General features: G+C 66.4%; 17 protein-coding genes. 8 read left to right on the forward strand and 9 right to left on the reverse strand.

Annotated elements, in window-relative coordinates:
* Positions 1-54: 54 nt before the first annotated feature.
* Positions 55-1,266, reverse strand: coding sequence for an MFS transporter (locus tag CLU90_RS09520; protein ID WP_100427763.1), 1,212 nt, complete (start codon positions 1,264-1,266; stop codon positions 55-57).
* A 144-nt stretch (positions 1,267-1,410) separates the two neighbouring features.
* Here CLU90_RS09520 and CLU90_RS09525 point away from each other — a divergent pair, with 144 nt between their 5' ends.
* Positions 1,411-1,641 carry a DUF3820 family protein gene (locus CLU90_RS09525; protein WP_092709988.1) on the forward strand — a complete coding sequence of 77 codons (231 nt, stop codon included), beginning with the start codon at positions 1,411-1,413 and terminating at the stop codon, positions 1,639-1,641.
* Here the strand turns inward: CLU90_RS09525 and CLU90_RS09530 are convergent.
* Positions 1,636-2,553: a LysR family transcriptional regulator gene (locus CLU90_RS09530; RefSeq protein WP_175539206.1), complete on the reverse strand. Its 918-nt coding sequence runs from the start codon at positions 2,551-2,553 to the stop codon at positions 1,636-1,638. The genes CLU90_RS09525 and CLU90_RS09530 overlap by 6 nt on opposite strands.
* Positions 2,554-2,693: 140 nt before the next feature.
* Here CLU90_RS09530 and CLU90_RS09535 point away from each other — a divergent pair, with 140 nt between their 5' ends.
* A complete protein-coding gene (locus tag CLU90_RS09535; RefSeq protein ID WP_198511183.1) occupies positions 2,694-4,061 on the forward strand; it encodes an MFS transporter in 1,368 nt (455 codons plus the stop codon).
* 18 nt (positions 4,062-4,079) lie between these two features.
* Here CLU90_RS09535 and CLU90_RS09540 read toward each other — a convergent pair whose 3' ends face one another.
* A complete protein-coding gene (locus CLU90_RS09540) occupies positions 4,080-4,463 on the reverse strand; it encodes a glutaredoxin (protein WP_092709997.1) in 384 nt (127 codons plus the stop codon).
* A gap of 136 nt (positions 4,464-4,599) precedes the next feature.
* Here CLU90_RS09540 and CLU90_RS09545 point away from each other — a divergent pair, with 136 nt between their 5' ends.
* Complete coding sequence (locus CLU90_RS09545) at positions 4,600-5,115, forward strand: hypothetical protein (protein ID WP_100427765.1); 516 nt, start codon at positions 4,600-4,602, stop codon at positions 5,113-5,115.
* 6 nt (positions 5,116-5,121) lie between these two features.
* Here the strand turns inward: CLU90_RS09545 and CLU90_RS09550 are convergent, their stop codons facing one another.
* Complete coding sequence (locus CLU90_RS09550; RefSeq protein ID WP_100429418.1) at positions 5,122-5,610, reverse strand: Lrp/AsnC family transcriptional regulator; 489 nt, start codon at positions 5,608-5,610, stop codon at positions 5,122-5,124.
* A gap of 77 nt (positions 5,611-5,687) precedes the next feature.
* Here CLU90_RS09550 and CLU90_RS09555 point away from each other — a divergent pair, with 77 nt between their 5' ends.
* Complete coding sequence (locus CLU90_RS09555) at positions 5,688-6,584, forward strand: EamA family transporter (RefSeq protein WP_100427766.1); 897 nt, start codon at positions 5,688-5,690, stop codon at positions 6,582-6,584.
* Here the strand turns inward: CLU90_RS09555 and CLU90_RS09560 are convergent.
* Positions 6,562-7,863 (reverse strand): ATP-binding protein, encoded by a 1,302-nt coding sequence (locus CLU90_RS09560; protein ID WP_100427767.1) that lies wholly within the window; start codon positions 7,861-7,863, stop codon positions 6,562-6,564. The two genes, CLU90_RS09555 and CLU90_RS09560, sit on opposite strands and share 23 nt — an antisense overlap.
* On the reverse strand, positions 7,860-8,537 hold the full coding sequence (locus CLU90_RS09565) for a response regulator transcription factor (protein WP_100427768.1): 678 nt from the start codon (positions 8,535-8,537) through the stop codon (positions 7,860-7,862). Before CLU90_RS09565 ends, CLU90_RS09560 begins: the two co-directional genes overlap by 4 nt.
* A 202-nt stretch (positions 8,538-8,739) precedes the next feature.
* Between CLU90_RS09565 and CLU90_RS09570 the strand changes: the two genes are divergently transcribed.
* The 3 genes from CLU90_RS09570 to CLU90_RS09580 are packed head-to-tail and all read left to right on the forward strand — an operon-like array spanning position 8,740 to position 10,814.
* Complete coding sequence (locus CLU90_RS09570) at positions 8,740-9,318, forward strand: porin family protein (protein ID WP_100427769.1); 579 nt, start codon at positions 8,740-8,742, stop codon at positions 9,316-9,318.
* A 9-nt stretch (positions 9,319-9,327) separates the two neighbouring features.
* Complete coding sequence (locus tag CLU90_RS09575; protein ID WP_100427770.1) at positions 9,328-10,128, forward strand: MipA/OmpV family protein; 801 nt, start codon at positions 9,328-9,330, stop codon at positions 10,126-10,128.
* 5 nt (positions 10,129-10,133) lie between these two features.
* Complete coding sequence (locus tag CLU90_RS09580; RefSeq protein WP_100427771.1) at positions 10,134-10,814, forward strand: hypothetical protein; 681 nt, start codon at positions 10,134-10,136, stop codon at positions 10,812-10,814.
* A gap of 2 nt (positions 10,815-10,816) precedes the next feature.
* Here the strand turns inward: CLU90_RS09580 and CLU90_RS09585 are convergent, their stop codons facing one another.
* Together CLU90_RS09585 and CLU90_RS09590 are read right to left on the reverse strand one after the other, a co-directional pair.
* Complete coding sequence (locus CLU90_RS09585; protein ID WP_232731147.1) at positions 10,817-11,989, reverse strand: MFS transporter; 1,173 nt, start codon at positions 11,987-11,989, stop codon at positions 10,817-10,819.
* On the reverse strand, positions 11,986-13,092 hold the full coding sequence (locus CLU90_RS09590; RefSeq protein WP_232731148.1) for an alpha/beta hydrolase: 1,107 nt from the start codon (positions 13,090-13,092) through the stop codon (positions 11,986-11,988). The genes CLU90_RS09585 and CLU90_RS09590 overlap by 4 nt, the downstream gene beginning before the upstream one ends.
* Before the next feature lie 98 nt (positions 13,093-13,190).
* On the opposite strand from CLU90_RS09590, the gene CLU90_RS09595 reads away from it, so the two are divergent.
* Positions 13,191-14,084, forward strand: a complete 894-nt coding sequence (locus tag CLU90_RS09595; RefSeq protein ID WP_100427773.1) for a LysR family transcriptional regulator — start codon at positions 13,191-13,193, stop codon at positions 14,082-14,084.
* Here the strand turns inward: CLU90_RS09595 and CLU90_RS09600 are convergent.
* Positions 14,049-15,281 (reverse strand): MFS transporter, encoded by a 1,233-nt coding sequence (locus CLU90_RS09600; RefSeq protein WP_198511184.1) that lies wholly within the window; start codon positions 15,279-15,281, stop codon positions 14,049-14,051. The genes CLU90_RS09595 and CLU90_RS09600 overlap by 36 nt on opposite strands.
* Positions 15,282-15,341 lie beyond the last annotated feature (60 nt).

Genomic DNA, 15,341 nt, shown 5'->3' on the forward strand with positions numbered 1-15,341 from the left:
ATTGTAAACCCTACTCTCGCCCGTGCCAGCAACTTGCTTGCAGATCAAGCCAGCTTAGTGCCCCACCGCATGGATCGACTTTTCACCGCCAGCCCGTACGGGAATCGGGTGCAAACGATCCAGCCGGCCGCTCAAGGCCGTCAAGCCGAAGGCACCGAGCACGACGAGCGCGCCGATCCAGCCCGTGTGCACGAGGCCCAGGTGTTCGACGATCAGGCCGCCGCCCCAGGCGCCGCCGGCGATGCCCAGATTAAAAGCGGCGATGTTCAGGCCCGAGGCCACGTCCACGGCGCGGGGCGTGAAATGTTCGGCTTGCTGCACGACATACACTTGCAAACCGGCCACGTTACCGAAGGCCACGGCGCCCCACAGCAGCACGGTGATAACGACGAGCACCGGATGCGGCGCCGTGAAGGTCAGCAACAGCAAAACAAAGGCCAGCAGCAAAAAGATCAGTTTCAGGGCGCGCACTGGGCCGCGCTTGTCGGCAAGCTTGCCGCCCCAGATATTGCCGAACGCCACGGAGATACCGTACACGAGCATCACCACGCCCACGGCGCCGGCGCTGAAGCCCGACACTTGCTGCAGGATCGGCGCCAGGTAGGTAAAGGCGATGAAGGAGCCGCCGTAGCCGACGGCCGTCATCGCGTACACGAGCAGCAGGCGCGGCTGGCCCAGCACCTGCACTTGCTGCAGCAGGGACGCCGGTTTGCTGTGGGCGATGGTCGACGGCACGTACAGCAGGCTGCCGATGAACGCCACCAGGCCCAGCGCCGAGACGGCGAGGAAGGTTTCGCGCCAGCCGAAATGCTGGCCGATGAAGGTGCCCAGCGGCACGCCCGTCACCAGGGCCACGGTCAAGCCCGTAAACATGATGGCAATCGCGCTGGCCGCCTTGTCTTTCGGCACCAATGACGTGGCGATGGTCGAGCCGATCGAGAAGAACACGCCATGCGCCAGCCCCGTCAGGATGCGGGCGACGACGAGGGTTTCGTAGCCCGGTGATTTCCACGCCAGCAAGTTACCCAGGGTGAACAAAACCATCAGCGACAACAGCAGGGTCTTGCGGGGGATCTTGCCCGTCAGTGCCGTCAGCACGGGCGCGCCGACGGCCACGCCCAGCGCATACAGGCTGACCAGCAGGCCGGCCGACGGCAGGTTGACGCCCAGGTCGGCGGCGATGGTGGGCAACAGCCCGACGATGACAAACTCGGTGGTTCCGATGGCAAATGCGCTGAGGGTCAGCGCGAGCAAGGCAATGGGCATGGCAAACTCCGATCAATGATGTTGGCATGCAGTATCGGGGTTTTCTTTATTCCGAAAAATACCTCATTGGGCAGAAGATACTTGCGCACAGCTCAACAATGCGATGGTCTGCTACACTGGCCGCATCAACACGGAGTCACCACCATGAATTCAGAAAAACTGGCGCTGCTGCTCACGCGCGAAATGCCATATGGGAAGTATCAGGGACGGCTGCTGGCCGATTTGCCGGGCCACTACCTGGGCTGGTTCGCGCGCGAGGGCTTTCCCTCGGGCGAACTGGGCAGTTTAATCGCGCTCATGTACGAGCTCGACCACAACGACTTGCGCAGCTTGCTCGACCCGCTGCGCACGCCTCAAAACCGGCCGCGTTCATAAGGCCGCGCCAAACCGCTCCACCACGAAATCGACGAAGCTGCGCAGCTTGGACGACATGCGCCGGTCGCGCAGATAGATCAGATGCAAGGGCCGGCTGGGCGGCGTGTAGCCGTGCAGCAAGCGTACCAGACGGCCATCGGCGATATCCTGTGACAGCATAATCTCGGGCAACATGACGATCCCCATGCCGGCCAGCGCCGCCCGCCGCAAGCCTTGCGCGCTGTCGACCCGCATCCGGCCCGCAATCGGCACGCTGATGTCGCCCTGCGGCCCCGTCATGCGCCAGGATGGCTGCGTCGAACGCCACTCGGAGCGTGAGGAATAGGCATAGGCCAGGCAATTGTGCTGCGCCAGATCCTCGGGCCGCCGCGGCTCGCCGTGCTGCGCCAGATACGCCGGTGCGGCGCACAGCATCAGTTGATACGGCGCCAGCGGGCGGGCCACCAGGTCGGCCCCGTGCTGGTCGCCAAGGTTGCCGAGGCGGATAGCCGCCTCGAAGCCATCCTCGGCCAGGTCCACCACGGTGTCCGTGATGACCACATCGATATCGACCTTGGGATAGCGCGCCGTATAGTCGGCAAGCGCGGGGATCAGCCGTTCCGTGCCGAATGTCGCGGAGGCGGTCACGCGCAGCCTCCCCTTGGGGCTGCTTTGCGTTTCCAGCGCCAGCGCCTCGGCATCGCCGACGAGGCCGAGGATCTCCATGCAGCGTTCGTAATACGCCTTGCCGAATTCCGTCAGGTGCTGGCGCCGCGTGGTGCGGTTGATGAGGCGCGTGCCGAGATGCTCCTCCAGCGCCTGCAAATGATTGCCGACCATCGTGGGCGACAGCTCGCATTGCGCCGCCGCGGCCGTCAAGCTGCCCGTATCGACGACACGGATAAAGATGGTCATCGCCTTGAAGATATCCATTATCAATATTTTCTAGGTAGTCAAACAATAAAAATCCAGTTTATCTAATTTTTCAAGGCAATACAATGAGAGCGGAACCAGTCGGCGTTTTTCGCGACGACTCCCATCAACCAGAGCACTCTCTTCGGGACTTCCTCCTCATGCCTACCCTGACACCGCGGCACACCTTATCGCCACGCCTGACCCTGTTCGCCACCAGCCTGGGCTTCGTGCTCGTCATCCTCGACGTCACGGTCGTCAACGTGGCGCTGGAACGCATCCAGGCATCGCTGGGCACCGACGTGACCGGCTTGCAGTGGATCATCAACGCCTACACCCTGGTCTTTGCCAGCCTGCTGCTGACGGCCGGCGCCATCGGCGACCGTTACGGCGCCAAGCGCATCTTCATCATGGGCTTTGCCCTGTTTACCGTGGCATCGCTGGCCTGCGGCATGGCAGACACCATCGGCGCCCTGATTGCCGGCCGGGTCGCCCAGGGCGCGGGGGCGGCGCTGTGCGTGCCCGCCTCGCTGGCCTTGCTGAGCGCCAGCTTTCCGGAAGCGGCCGCGCGTGCGCGCGCCGTGAGCATCTGGGCGGGCGTGGGCGGACTGGCGCTGGCGGCCGGGCCCGTGGTGGGCGGCATCATGGTCGACCGTTTCGACTGGCCCAGCATTTTCCTGCTCAACCTGCCGCTGGGGCTGGTCGGCATCTGCGTGACCCTGGCCTACGCGCCATCGGGTTCAAAGTCAGCGGGACGGGGCCTGGACCTGGGCGGGCAAGCGCTGGCGATTCTCGCGCTGGGCGGACTCACCCTCGGTTTTATCGAAAGCGGCGCACTGGGCTGGACGCACCCGCTGGTGCTGTCCGGTTTTGCCTGCTTCGTCGTGGCCGGCGCCCTGTTCATCCTGGTCGAAGCGCGGGGCGCCGACCCGATGCTGCCGCTTGCCTTGTTCCGCTCGCCGGTGATGAGCGCTTCCTGTGCCGTCGGACTACTCACCAACTTCGCCTACTACGGCCTGATGTTCGTGCTCAGCCTGTTCTTCCAGACGACCAAGGGGTATACGCCCTTGATGACCGGGCTGGCTTTCCTGCCGATGACGGCGCTGGTCACGCTCGCCAATCTGCTGTCTGGCCGGCTGACGGCGCGCTACGGCCCCCGCCTGCCCATGGTGATGGGGCAAGCGCTGGCCGCCTGCGGTTATCTGGCGCTGGCCGGCATTGGCGCGGCCACGCCGTATGGCGTCATCGTCGGCCCGCTGCTGGCGGCCGGGGTCGGTGTCGCGCTGACGGTTCCCGCCATGACGACGGCCGTACTCGCCACTGCCGACAGGCAGCGCACGGGGATCGCCTCTGGCGCGTTGAACGCCGCGCGCCAAACGGGCGGCGTGATCGGCGTCGGAGTGTTCGGCTCGCTGGTCGCTGGCGGCGCGGCACACCTGCTGGCCGGCATGCATGTCGCGCTGCTACTGGCCGGTATCGCACTCGGCATCGGCGCCCTCATCAGTTTTGGCCAGATCAAGGCACGCTAGTTGCCTGCCCTGCCACGCTTAAAACTCGCGCACTTTCTTTGCCAGCATGGCGCTGAACTCGCCATTTTCCACGAGCTTGTGCAGCTCGCTGGCGCCGCCGATGAGCACGCCGTTGACAAAGACCATGGGAAACGTCGGCCAGCCCGTCCACATTTTCAGGGCATTGCGGCGGTGCCACTGGCTCACATAACTGCCGTATTGCAGATACTGGTAGGGCGTGCCCAGCACGTCGAGGATCTTGCGCGCCTTGCGCGGAAACGGATTGAGCGCCATGCCGACCACCACCACCTGGTGCGCGGCGATGGCCGCCCGCACCTCGCGCACGATGTCCTGGTGCTTGCTGCCGATCAGGGGGCGGGCGGCGGGATGGATCTGGGCTTGGTCGAGGATGGCGCGGGTCATGAAAGTCCTGGGGTCAGTGGCACGTGGCGTGCGGATCCACGCATTGTGCCACGCACACAGGCCGGCGTGGGCTACACTGCACCCCATCTCCCCTTCGCGTCAAATTCGCGTCAAATATATGCAAGCAATACCTCCCATGCCTGAATGCCGCAGCCGCCGCCTGCTCGGCACTCTTCTGCTGGCGACCTGCTGTGCCAGCGCCGCTGCCGATCCCGGACTTGAAAGCGGTCTGATCCACGCGCTGCACCTGAAAAAGGGCACGACGGAACGAGTCGGCACTTCCGGCAAGGCGATCCAGGCTTACGTGCGCGAAGGCTACATCGGCAAACGCCCCGACCAGCGCTTCGACTACACCGATTACTACCTGCTGAAGAAACCGGCCAGCTTCATGGGACATGAACTGGTGCTCATCGAAGAGGAATACATCACGCAGTACATAGGCTGCTGCGTGAGCCCCGGCGCCGGCGTGACGGTGAAGGTGCGCGGCAACACGCAGAACCTGCAAGCGTTCGCCAGCGCCCAGCGCTGCACCCTGACCGACCCCGTCGATGTGCAACATGCACTGAGCGAAGTCGCCATCAAGGCGCGGCTGCCCAAGGGCCATTACGCCTCATTGAGTTGCCGCGAACGCGATGCCGAGCGCGAAGAGTAGCAAGTCCTACCCCAGCGGCACGTGCAAGCCCATCTTCAGGCAAGTCAATGCCACCGAGGTGCGGTAGCGGCGGATATTGTCGTCGCCACCGAACAGGCGCTCCGTCAGCGCCTCGTATTCGGCCATGCTGCTGGCGGTAATGATCAGCAGGTAATCGGCCTCGCCCGTAATCCCGTAGCACTGCTGGATGGCAGGCTCGGCCATGATGCGCGCGCGCATGCCTGCCGTGCGCTGCGGGTGTTCGTCGTGCAGATGCACTTCCACCGTCAGGATCAGGGGGCGGCCCACGCGGCTTGCGTCGAGCACGGCCACTTCCTTGCGGATCACCCCGCTCTCGCGCAGGCGGCGGATGCGCCGCTGCACGGCCGGCGCCGACAGATGCACGGCCTGGGCGATTTCGCGCTGCGAAGTCGTGTTATCGCGCTGCAAGATGTCGAGGATGGCCAGGTCGAAGGTATCGAGCGTGATGGAATGCGTGAGCGAAAGTTGCGTCATGAAGGTCAAAATGCAGTGCAAAACTCGGATCAGACACAATAAACTTTCGCTATTCCGATATCAAGCCTTTTATCACCATGCCATTACGCCGCTATTCTTCCTTGATTCCCCTGCTGGCCATCCTCGGCTCCGTCACCTGCCTGGGACTGGGCACGTCATGGGCCAAGCACAGCCTGTTTCCGCTCGTGGGCGCCCAGGGCACGACGGCCGTGCGCGTGGGCTTTTCCGCGCTGCTGCTGTTGCTGTTCTGGCGCCCGTGGCGCTGGCAGCTGAGCCGCGCCGACCTGCGCACGGTGGCCCTGTACGGCGGGGCGCTGGGCTTGACCAACCTGTGCTTCTACATGGCCTTGCGCACGATCCCGTTCGGCATCGCCGTGGCGATCGAGTTTTCCGGCCCGCTGGCGGTGGCCCTGCTGGCTTCGCGCCGTCCGCTCGACTTCGTCTGGGTGGCCCTGGCCGTGGCGGGACTGGCGCTGCTGCTGCCGCTCGGCCACGACGTCAGCAAGCTCGATCCCACGGGCGTGCTGTTCGCCCTGGGCGCGGCCGTCTGCTGGGCCTCCTACATCGTCTTCGGCAAGCGCGCCAGCCATCTGCATGCGGGCCATTCCGTGTCACTGGGCCTGGCCATGGCCGCGCTGGTGGTCGTGCCCGTGGGCGTGCTGCACAGCGGCGCCGCCCTGCTCTCGCCTGTCGTGCTGGGCGAAGGCCTGGGCGTGGCCCTCATTTCCAGCGCCATCCCGATCTCGCTGGAAATGGTGGCCCTGAAGCGGCTGACGCCGCAAGCGTTCGGCATCATGAGCAGCATGGAGCCGGCCGTCGCCGCCATGCTCGCGTACATCCTGCTCGATGAACGGCTTGGCGCCGGGCAATGGCTGGCGATTGCCATGATCATGGCCGCGTCGATGGGCAGCTCGTACATGGCGCAGCGCCAGAAGCGCGGTGCGCCGGCGCTCAGGCCCGGATATGAATCGTGAAGCGGGCGCCGCCCAGCGGCGAGTCGTCGATGGCGATGGCGCCGCCGTGCAGCGCGACGGCCCTGGCGGCGATCGCCAGTCCCAGGCCGTGGCCGGCGGCCGCATGGTCCTGTTCGCGGGCCAGGCGATAGAACGGGGCGAATACCTGTTCGCGCTGGCCGGCGGGAATGCCGGGGCCATCATCCTCGATCACGATGCGCAGCGCATCGCCTTCGCGCACGGCCGACAGCGCGATGCGCGCGGTGGCATATTTGGCCGCGTTGCCAAGCAGGTTGCCGATGGCGCGCGCCAGCAGGCGGGGATCGCCGCGCAATTCGCCCAGGTCATCGGCGATGCCCGAGTCCACTTGCCGCGGCAGGAGGGCCGCCATGCAGTCGCGCAGCAAGGGCGCCACGGCAAACGGCTGGCGCGGCAAGGCTTGCGCGTGATCGAGCTGCATCAGGCCCAGCAATTCGTTGACCAGCGTTTTCAATTCCCCGACATCGGCGCCCATGGCGTCGATGCGTCGACGCAGGGCCGGGTCAAGCCCCCCATGCCGTTCGTCCAGCAGCGCCAGGCCGAATTCCAGCCGCGCGATCGGCGTGCGCAATTCGTGCGACACCGACAGCAGCAAATGCCGGCGCGCTTCCAGCAGGGCGCCGATGCGCTCGGCCATCTCGTTGATGCGGCCGGCCAGCGGCGCGATGCTCGACGCCGGCTTGACCTGCGCCCGCGCCGCCAGGTCGCCTTGCCCGAAATCGTCGGCCATGCGCGACAGCGCGGCCAGGCCGCCCCCGTGTGCGCGCGTCCACCAGCCCAGCGGCAGCAGCAGGCATAGCGCGATGACGGCAAAGCGGATCGCCTCCATGCGCAGGGCCTGGCCGACGTCGATGGGCAGGTTTTGCGCGTGGAGCACATCGTCCTCGCTGCCGGCATAGCGCGCGCCCGTGGCGTCCACGCGGCGATAGAAAGCCTTGCCGCCCACGTCCATCACGACGGCGCCCCGCAGCAGCTGCGCGCGCGCCTCGGCAGGCAGCGCCGGCAGCACGGCGGACAAAGGCTGGAGCTCCAGCGCGACGTCCGACACTTCGCGCACCTTGTTCAGGCGCGGCAGCCATTCGTCGGCGGGCGCCTGGTCGATGTACTGCTCCAGCAGGAAGATCTGGCCGGCGGCCTGGTCGCGCGCGATGTGCTCGAGCGGATCGCCGAACAGGCGGCTGAAGGTGAAGTAAATGACGCAGCTGGCCAGCGCGATGGCCAGCACCACCAGCAGCGCGAAACGCCAGAAAAGACGGTTCATTCCCAGGCGGAGGGCGTGAGCAGATAGCCTTCGCCCCACACCGTCTTGATGCGTTCCGCGCCGCCGTCGTCGAACTTGCGGCGCAGGCGCGAGATGCAGTTGTCGATGCTGCGGTCGAGGCCATCGAACTCGATGCCGCGCATGCGCACGAGGATCTCGTTGCGCGACATGACCTTGCCAGCGGCGTCGGCCAGGATCGCGAACAGCTTGAATTCGGCGCTGTTCATGGCGATCTCCTGCCCGCGCCAGTGCACGGCGCGGTTCTCGCGCGACACGCGCAACTGGCCGATGACGATGTCGCTGCCGCCCGCCGCGCTGCCGCGCCGCTGCAGCGCGCGCAGGCGGGCCAGCAGCACGCGGGGCTGCACCGGCTTGTTCACGTAATCGTCGGCGCCCTGCTCCAGGCCCGAGACTTCGTCGAAGGTGTCTTCGCGCGCCGTGAGTATCAGGATGGGCACGGCGCTGAGCTGGCGCAGCTGGCGGCACACCACCAGGCCATCGACGCCGGGCAAGGTCAGGTCGAGTATGACCAGGTCGGGCTGGAGGTCGCGAAAGCGCGCCACGGCCTGGTCGCCGCGCGTGACCACGTCGACAGCATAGTCGAATTCATCGAGGTATTCCTTGACCAGCGCGGCGAGCCGCGCATCGTCTTCCACCAGCATTACACGTTGCATCGCCCCTCCGCGCCGCCATTTTGTCGCGTATTGTAGTGGAGCGCGGCGCGCAAGTGGCATATTCGACAATCAGGTACACATTTGTACACTTTCCATACAAATGCGGCCTACAAATTGAGGACAATTCAAGGACAAACCTGGGCGGATTCCGGCACGCGGTTTGCCTAACATGGATAGCTCTTACCTCAACCGGAATCCGAACATGAAAAAAATTGTCTGCAGCACCCTGTTTGCCGTCGCCGCCACGTCGATGGTCCATGCCGAAGGCCTGTACGTGGGCGCCAGCGTCAGCCCTTCCAGCGATGGCAAGATCGAGCGTGCCGAGAGCGGCGCGACGGCGCGGCGCGGCGCCAGCAGCAAGGCGGTGCCCTTCGGCGTCTTTGCCGGCTACGAACTGACGCCGGCCTGGGCGCTGGAAGGCGGCTATCGCGCCAGCGGCGGCGCGACCAGCTTCGACCTCGATCCCGGCTATCAGCTCAAGGTACGCAATAGTGCCGCCTATGTGGCGGCGCGCGGCACGTGGCGGCTGAACGACGACTGGTCGCTGTTCGGCAAGGCCGGCGTGGCGCGCAGCCATGCCGAATTTTCCATCGGCGGCAAGAACGCGCCGCCGGGCGAGTCGGCCAGCAAGACCGGCTTGTACGCAAGCGTGGGAGCCGCCTACCAGATCGGCAAGGACGTGACGCTGCAGCTCGAATGGGAGCACGCCCCGAAAGTCAGGTACGAAGGACTCAATAGCACCATGAACCGCCTGGCGCTCGGCGTGCGCTTCGGCTTTTAAAAGGATGGCATGAACAAGTTCGCTCCCCGTTTCTTCCCCTGTTTTTCTCCCCTGCTGTTGCTGCTGGCCGCCTGCGGCCCGGCGCTGGCCGAGGAAGCCACCACCGGCGCCAGCGCGCTGATGATGCCCGACGGGAGCAGGGATATGTACGTGGGAGCGGCGCTCACGGGCAGCTCGGCGGCGGACGATGGCGCATCGCGCGGCGCCGTCCTGCGCCCGCTGCTGCAGGTCCAGTGGAGCAACGGCCTGTTCGTTTCGGCCATCGGCGTGGCGGGCATGCACCTGTCGGCCACGCCGGGCGTGGAATACGGCCCGCTGCTGGCCGCCAGCAACGCGCGCGCTCCGGCAGACAGCCGGCGCCTGCGCGGCACGCGGCAAATCAAGGGCTCGCCCGACGTGGGCGGCTTCTATGGCTATTACCTGGGCGACCAGGCGCGCGTCACGACGAACCTGATGTACGACACGAGCGCGCGCGGCTGGCGCGGCCAGCTCGGCCTGCAAAAGACCCTGCCCTCGCTGGCGGCCCATCACACGGTGACCTTGTCGGCCGGCATGTCGCTGGCCAGCGGCGCCGTGATGGACGAGCTGTACGCCGTCAGCGCGGCGGCCGGCGGCGCGCGCGACTACCGTCCGGCCGGCGGCGTCGCGTCCGCCGATGTCGGCGTCAACTGGAACTGGGCCCTGAGCAGCAAGTGGCTGCTCAACAGCGCCGTGACGGGCACGCGGCTGGGCAACGGGCCGGCCCGCAGTCCCTTCATCGAACGGCGCAACGTCATCACCTGGTCCAGCGGACTCGGTTACCGGTTTTAAGCGGCATGCTCAAATCCCTGCTTCTCGGCCTGGCATTGCTGCCCGCGTTCGCCTGCGCACAGGAAGCGGGCGACTGGATCGCCTACCGCGACGCCTACCGCCACATGATCTGGTTCGAAAAATACGGCAAGCCCAAGCAATTCCTGCAAAACCATCTGCGCCTGCGCCCGCGCGACGCCGGCGTGTCCACCGATGGCTTGCGCCTGACCTTGCACGGCAAGGGCGCGCAGCTGGCGCTGCCGCTCGATGCGCTGGGCCGCGCCGTCTTCCCGTTTTCCAGGGCCGCGTACGACGACAACGCGGAGCTGGCCTGGAACCGCAAGCCGGGCCAGATCACCTCAAGCGCCTGGGTCTCCATCGTCACGCGGCCCGATGGCGTGTATGCGGCGGCCGACTTGCGCGCCGCCTGCGAACAGCTGCTCGCCTACCTGCGCTCCACGGGCGGGGCGAACGGCAAGCGTTGCGCCGGCGTGCAGTTTTCGTATGCGAGGACGGACGGGGCGCAAGTGCGCTACCAGGCCGGCGATGGTACGGCCGTTCCGCTGGCGGCGCAGGAAGGCCCCGCGTTTCCCGGCGACGCCGTGGCCGGTTTCCGCGTCTTCCCCTACCGTTTCAGCGCGCATCCGGACGCGGGGCAAATCCTCACCAGCGGCACGCCGCTGGCCATTGCCGCGCTGCTGGAATAAGCTCACCGCAGCCGCGTGGTACGCCAGGCCAGCAGCGCGGCCAGCACGAGCAGCGCGGCGCTGGCCGTGAAGGTGGCGCGAAAGCCGTGGCCATCGAGCAGGATGCCGCCCACGGTGGAACCGAAGCCTATGCTCAGCTGGACGACGGCCACCATCAGGCCGCCACCGGCTTCGGCGTCGCCCGGCAAGGTCTGCGCCAGCCACGACCACCAGCCCGTGGGCGCCGCCGTCGCCAGCAATCCCCACAAGCCCAGCAGCACGAAGACGGGCGCCAGCTCGGCGCCGAACGCCAGCAAGGCCAGCGCGATGGCGGCCATCAGCAAGGGAATGGCGACGAGCGTGCGGTACAGGCCGCGCTGCAGCACGACGCCGATCAGCGCCGTGCCGATGAAGCCGGCCACGCCGATCGCCAGCAGCAGCATCGACAAGGTGGGCACGCCGACGCGCGTGACGTTTTCCAGGAACGGCCGCACATAGGTAAACAGCACGAACTGCCCCATGAAAAATGCGCCGACGGCCAGCATGCCCAGCGCCACCTGGCGGCGTTCGAGCAGGCGCAGGAGCTGACCGGAACGGACAGAACGCGGCGCTGCCGGCATCGATGGCAGGCTGCGCCACTGCCAGGCCAGCGCCAGCAACGCTACCGGCGCCAGGCACAGGAAGGCGCCGCGCCAGCCGATGCTGGCGCCCAGGTAGCTGCCCAGTGGCGCGGCCACCACGGTCGCCAGCGCATTGCCGCCATTGAAGATGGCCAGCGCCCTGGGCACGCTGTGGCTGGGCACGAGGCGCATGGCGACGGCGACCGACATCGACCAGAATCCCCCCACCACCACGCCGATCAGCGCGCGCCCCGCCATGTACATCGCGTAGCTGGTGGCCAGCCCCACCACCAGCGCGGACGCGCACATCAGGCCCGTCAACAGCAGCAGCAAGGTCTTGCGGTTCATCGCTGCCGCCAGGGTAGCGATGGACAGGCTGGCCAGCACGGCGAAGGCGCCCGAGATGGCGATGCCGTAGCCGACCAGGCCTTCGCTGACGCGCAAATCCGCCGCCATCGGCGTGAGCAGGCTGACGGGCATGAATTCGGAAGCGATCAGGGTGAACACGCACAGTGTCATGGCAAAGATGCCGCCCCAGAACGCGGGCGCTGCCGCCTCGCTGCGGACCGCGCTCATGCCGCCAGGGCGCGCTGGAAGAACGACGCCAGCTTGTCCCACGGGATCAGGGTCACGCGGTCATACAGGTCGACATGGCCGGCGCCGGCAACGTAATGGAGTTCCTTCGGCTCGGCCGCGCGCCGGTAGGCATCCTCGCTGAACTCCTTCGAGTGCGCCTGGTCGCCCGTGATGAACAGCAGCGGACGGGGCGAGATCGTCTCGATATCGATGAAGGGATAGAAATTCATGAACTTGACGTTGCTGCTCAAGGTGGGACGGGTGGCGCGCTCGGGCAGCTGGCCGGCCGGGAGGTAGGCGCCGCGTGGCGTGCGATAAAAATCGTGGAATTCGCGCTCGATAGCATTTGGGTTGGCACTCAGCTCGAGCAAGGTGCCGCTCGTGTAGGCGGTGGCGCCGCCGGCAAACTCCACCTGGCGCTGGCGCGCGGCCGCGGCGATATACGCCTGGCGCTGCGCCAGCGTTTGCGACTGGCGCAAGCCGTGGCGGTTGGCGCTGCCCATGTCGTACATGCTCACCGTGGCGACGGCCTTGATGCGCGGGTCGATCTTGGCCGCGCTGATGACAAAGCTGCCGCTGCCGCAAATGCCGATGGCGGCGATGCGTTCGCTGTCAACCAGGGCTTGCGCGCCAAGAAAATCGACGGCCGCGCTGAAATCCTCGGCGTAGATGTCGGGCGAGACGGCGTTGCGCGGCTGCCCCTCGCTCTCGCCCCAGAACGACAGGTCCAGCGACAGGGCGACGAAGCCCTGCTCGGCCATTCTGGTCGCATACAGGTTCGCGCTTTGCTCCTTGACGGCGCCCATCGGGTGGCCAACGACGATGGCGGCATGCCGGCGAGCGGGGTCCAGCTGCGCCGGCAGGAACAGATTGCCGGCAACCGTCATCTGGTACTGGTTGCGGAAGCGCACCGGCTGCACCGTCACCTTGCCGCTCTTGTAGAAATTGTCGGCGCCATCGGGCATGGCTGGCAAGGCCGGCGCGGCGGCGGCGAAAATGGGTGCGCCCAGGACGGACAGGACGCCCAGTGCCGCCATGCCCGTGCCGGCGGCCTTGACGAATTCGCGGCGGCCAGCTGTCGTTTTCATGCGTGTCGTTTTCATGCCCATGCTCCTTTAAAAGTCAGGGCACCATCATGACGCAGGCAGGTTCTTTTGATTAGCGGGTACAATCTTGATGTAGTTGTGAAAAAAATTCAGCAATGAGCCAAAACAAAGTCGACGATCTGCAAGCCTTCCTCGCCGTGGCGCGGGAACGCAGCTTTACCAAGGCCGCTGCCAGGCTGGGCATCACCGCGTCCGCCCTCAGCCACACCATCCGCACCCTGGAAGAACGGCTGGGCGTGCGCCTGCTGGCACGCACCACGCGCAACGTGGCGTCCACCGACGCGGGCGAAAAGCTCATGCTGGCCATCGCGCCCCTGTTCGAGCAGATCGCCGCCGAAGTCGAAGCGCTCGGGGCGCTGCGCGACAAGCCGCGCGGCACCATCCGCGTCACCTGCACCGACGACCATATCGAACTGCTGCTGCGCCCCATGCTGGCCGGCTTCCTGCGCGACTATCCCGACATCAGCCTGGAACTGGTGGTCGACTACGGTTTCACGAACGTCGTCGAGCAGCGTTTCGACGCGGGCATCCGCCTGGGCGAAGCGATCAGCAAGGACATGATCGCCGTGCGCATCGGCCCCGACTGGCGCCTGGCCGTGGTGGGCTCGCCCGCGTTTTTTGCGCGCCATGGAGCGCCCGCGACGCCGCATGCGCTGACAGAATTCGCCTGCGTGAATATCCGCCACCGGCCCGCCGGCGCCATCTACGCCTGGGAATTCGAAAAGGATGGCCATGCCTTTGCCGTCAAGGCCGAGGGCCAGCTGGTCTTCAACAGCATCATGCACGTGCTCAATGCGGCGCTCGACGGCATCGGCCTGGCCTACGTGCCCGAGCCGCTGCTGGCGCCCTACCTGGCCGATGGCCGCCTGGTCGAAATCCTCGCCGACTGGTGCCCTACCTTCCAGGGCTACCACCTGTACTACCCGAACCGGCACCAGGCCACGCCCGCGTTTTCAGCCTTCGTGGAGGCGCTGCGCTACCGCGCCTGATTTCGCCACGTTCCTGCGCGCCAGCCACGCCAGCGGCAGCAAGGCGAGCAATGCAGCCGCCACGCCGGCCCATGGCGACAAGGCCATCATGTGGCGCGACACCATCAGCGCACCGAGCATGGAGCCGAAGGAAATGCCGAGATTAAAGGCGGAAATGTTCAGCCCCGAGGCGAAGTCGACGGCTTGCGGCGCATGGCGCTCGGCCGTGGCCAGCATGCCGGCCTGCAGGGCCGGCGACAGGCCGAAGGCGAACACGCCCCAGACGAACAGCATCACCGTCATCAGCCACTGCGAGTTGATGCTGAGCGCCACGCCCACTTGCGTGACGGCCAGCAACAGCAGCATCAAACGCAAGGCCTTTTGCCAGCCCAGGTGGCTCGTCAGGTAGCCGCCCGCCAGGTTGCCGGCAAAGGTGGCGACGCCGAATACGATCAGCAAGGCGCTGGCCATGGTGGCGGAAAAACCCGTCACATCCGTCAGGATGGGTGTAATGAACGTGAAGGCGGCAAAGCTGCTGCCGAAACCGAAGGTGGTCACGGCCATCATGGTGATAATGGGAGCGCTGCCGAGCGCCGCCAGCTGCGTCGTGGCCTTGCCGCCCTTGCCTTGCGCTAAACCTGCCGGCAGCCAGCGCGCCATGGCCGCCAGGCCCAGCGCGGCCAGGACCACCACGGCAAAGAAGGGCAAGCGCCAGCCCATCAGGTTGCCGAGGAAGCTGCCGAGCGGCACGCCGATCACCATGGCCAGGGTCAAGCCCGCGAACATGACGGAAATCGCCCTGCCCGCCTGCGCCTTGGCCACCAGGCTGGCGGCCACGGTGGCGCCGATGGCAAAGAAGGTGCCGTGCGCCACGGCCGTGATGACCCGGCCCAGCAGCAACAGTTCAAACGTGTGCGAGAAGGCGGCCAGCAGGTTACCTGCCAGGAACACGCTCATCAGCCCCAGCAGGGCGGCCTTGCGCGGCAGGCGCGACATCAGCAGCACCAGCAGCGGCGTGCCGATGGCCAGGGCCAGCGCGTACAGGCTGACCAGCGAGCCGGCCGATTCGATGGAAATGCGCAAATCCTTGGCGATGGCAGGCAGGATGCCGACGACGATGAATTCGGTGACGCCGATGGCAAAGGCGCCGACGGCCAGCGCCAGCACGCCACGCGGCATGGTGCTGGCTGAAGGTGAAACAGGGCTTGCGGTGCTCATGGCATTCTCCGGCTGAGTTCAAGCCAGTCAGTGTATCGATGCAAACGCTTTTGATATAGA

Origin of the sequence: Janthinobacterium sp. 67 (assembly GCF_002797895.1) — a bacterium.
Taxonomy (GTDB): domain Bacteria; phylum Pseudomonadota; class Gammaproteobacteria; order Burkholderiales; family Burkholderiaceae_D; genus Janthinobacterium.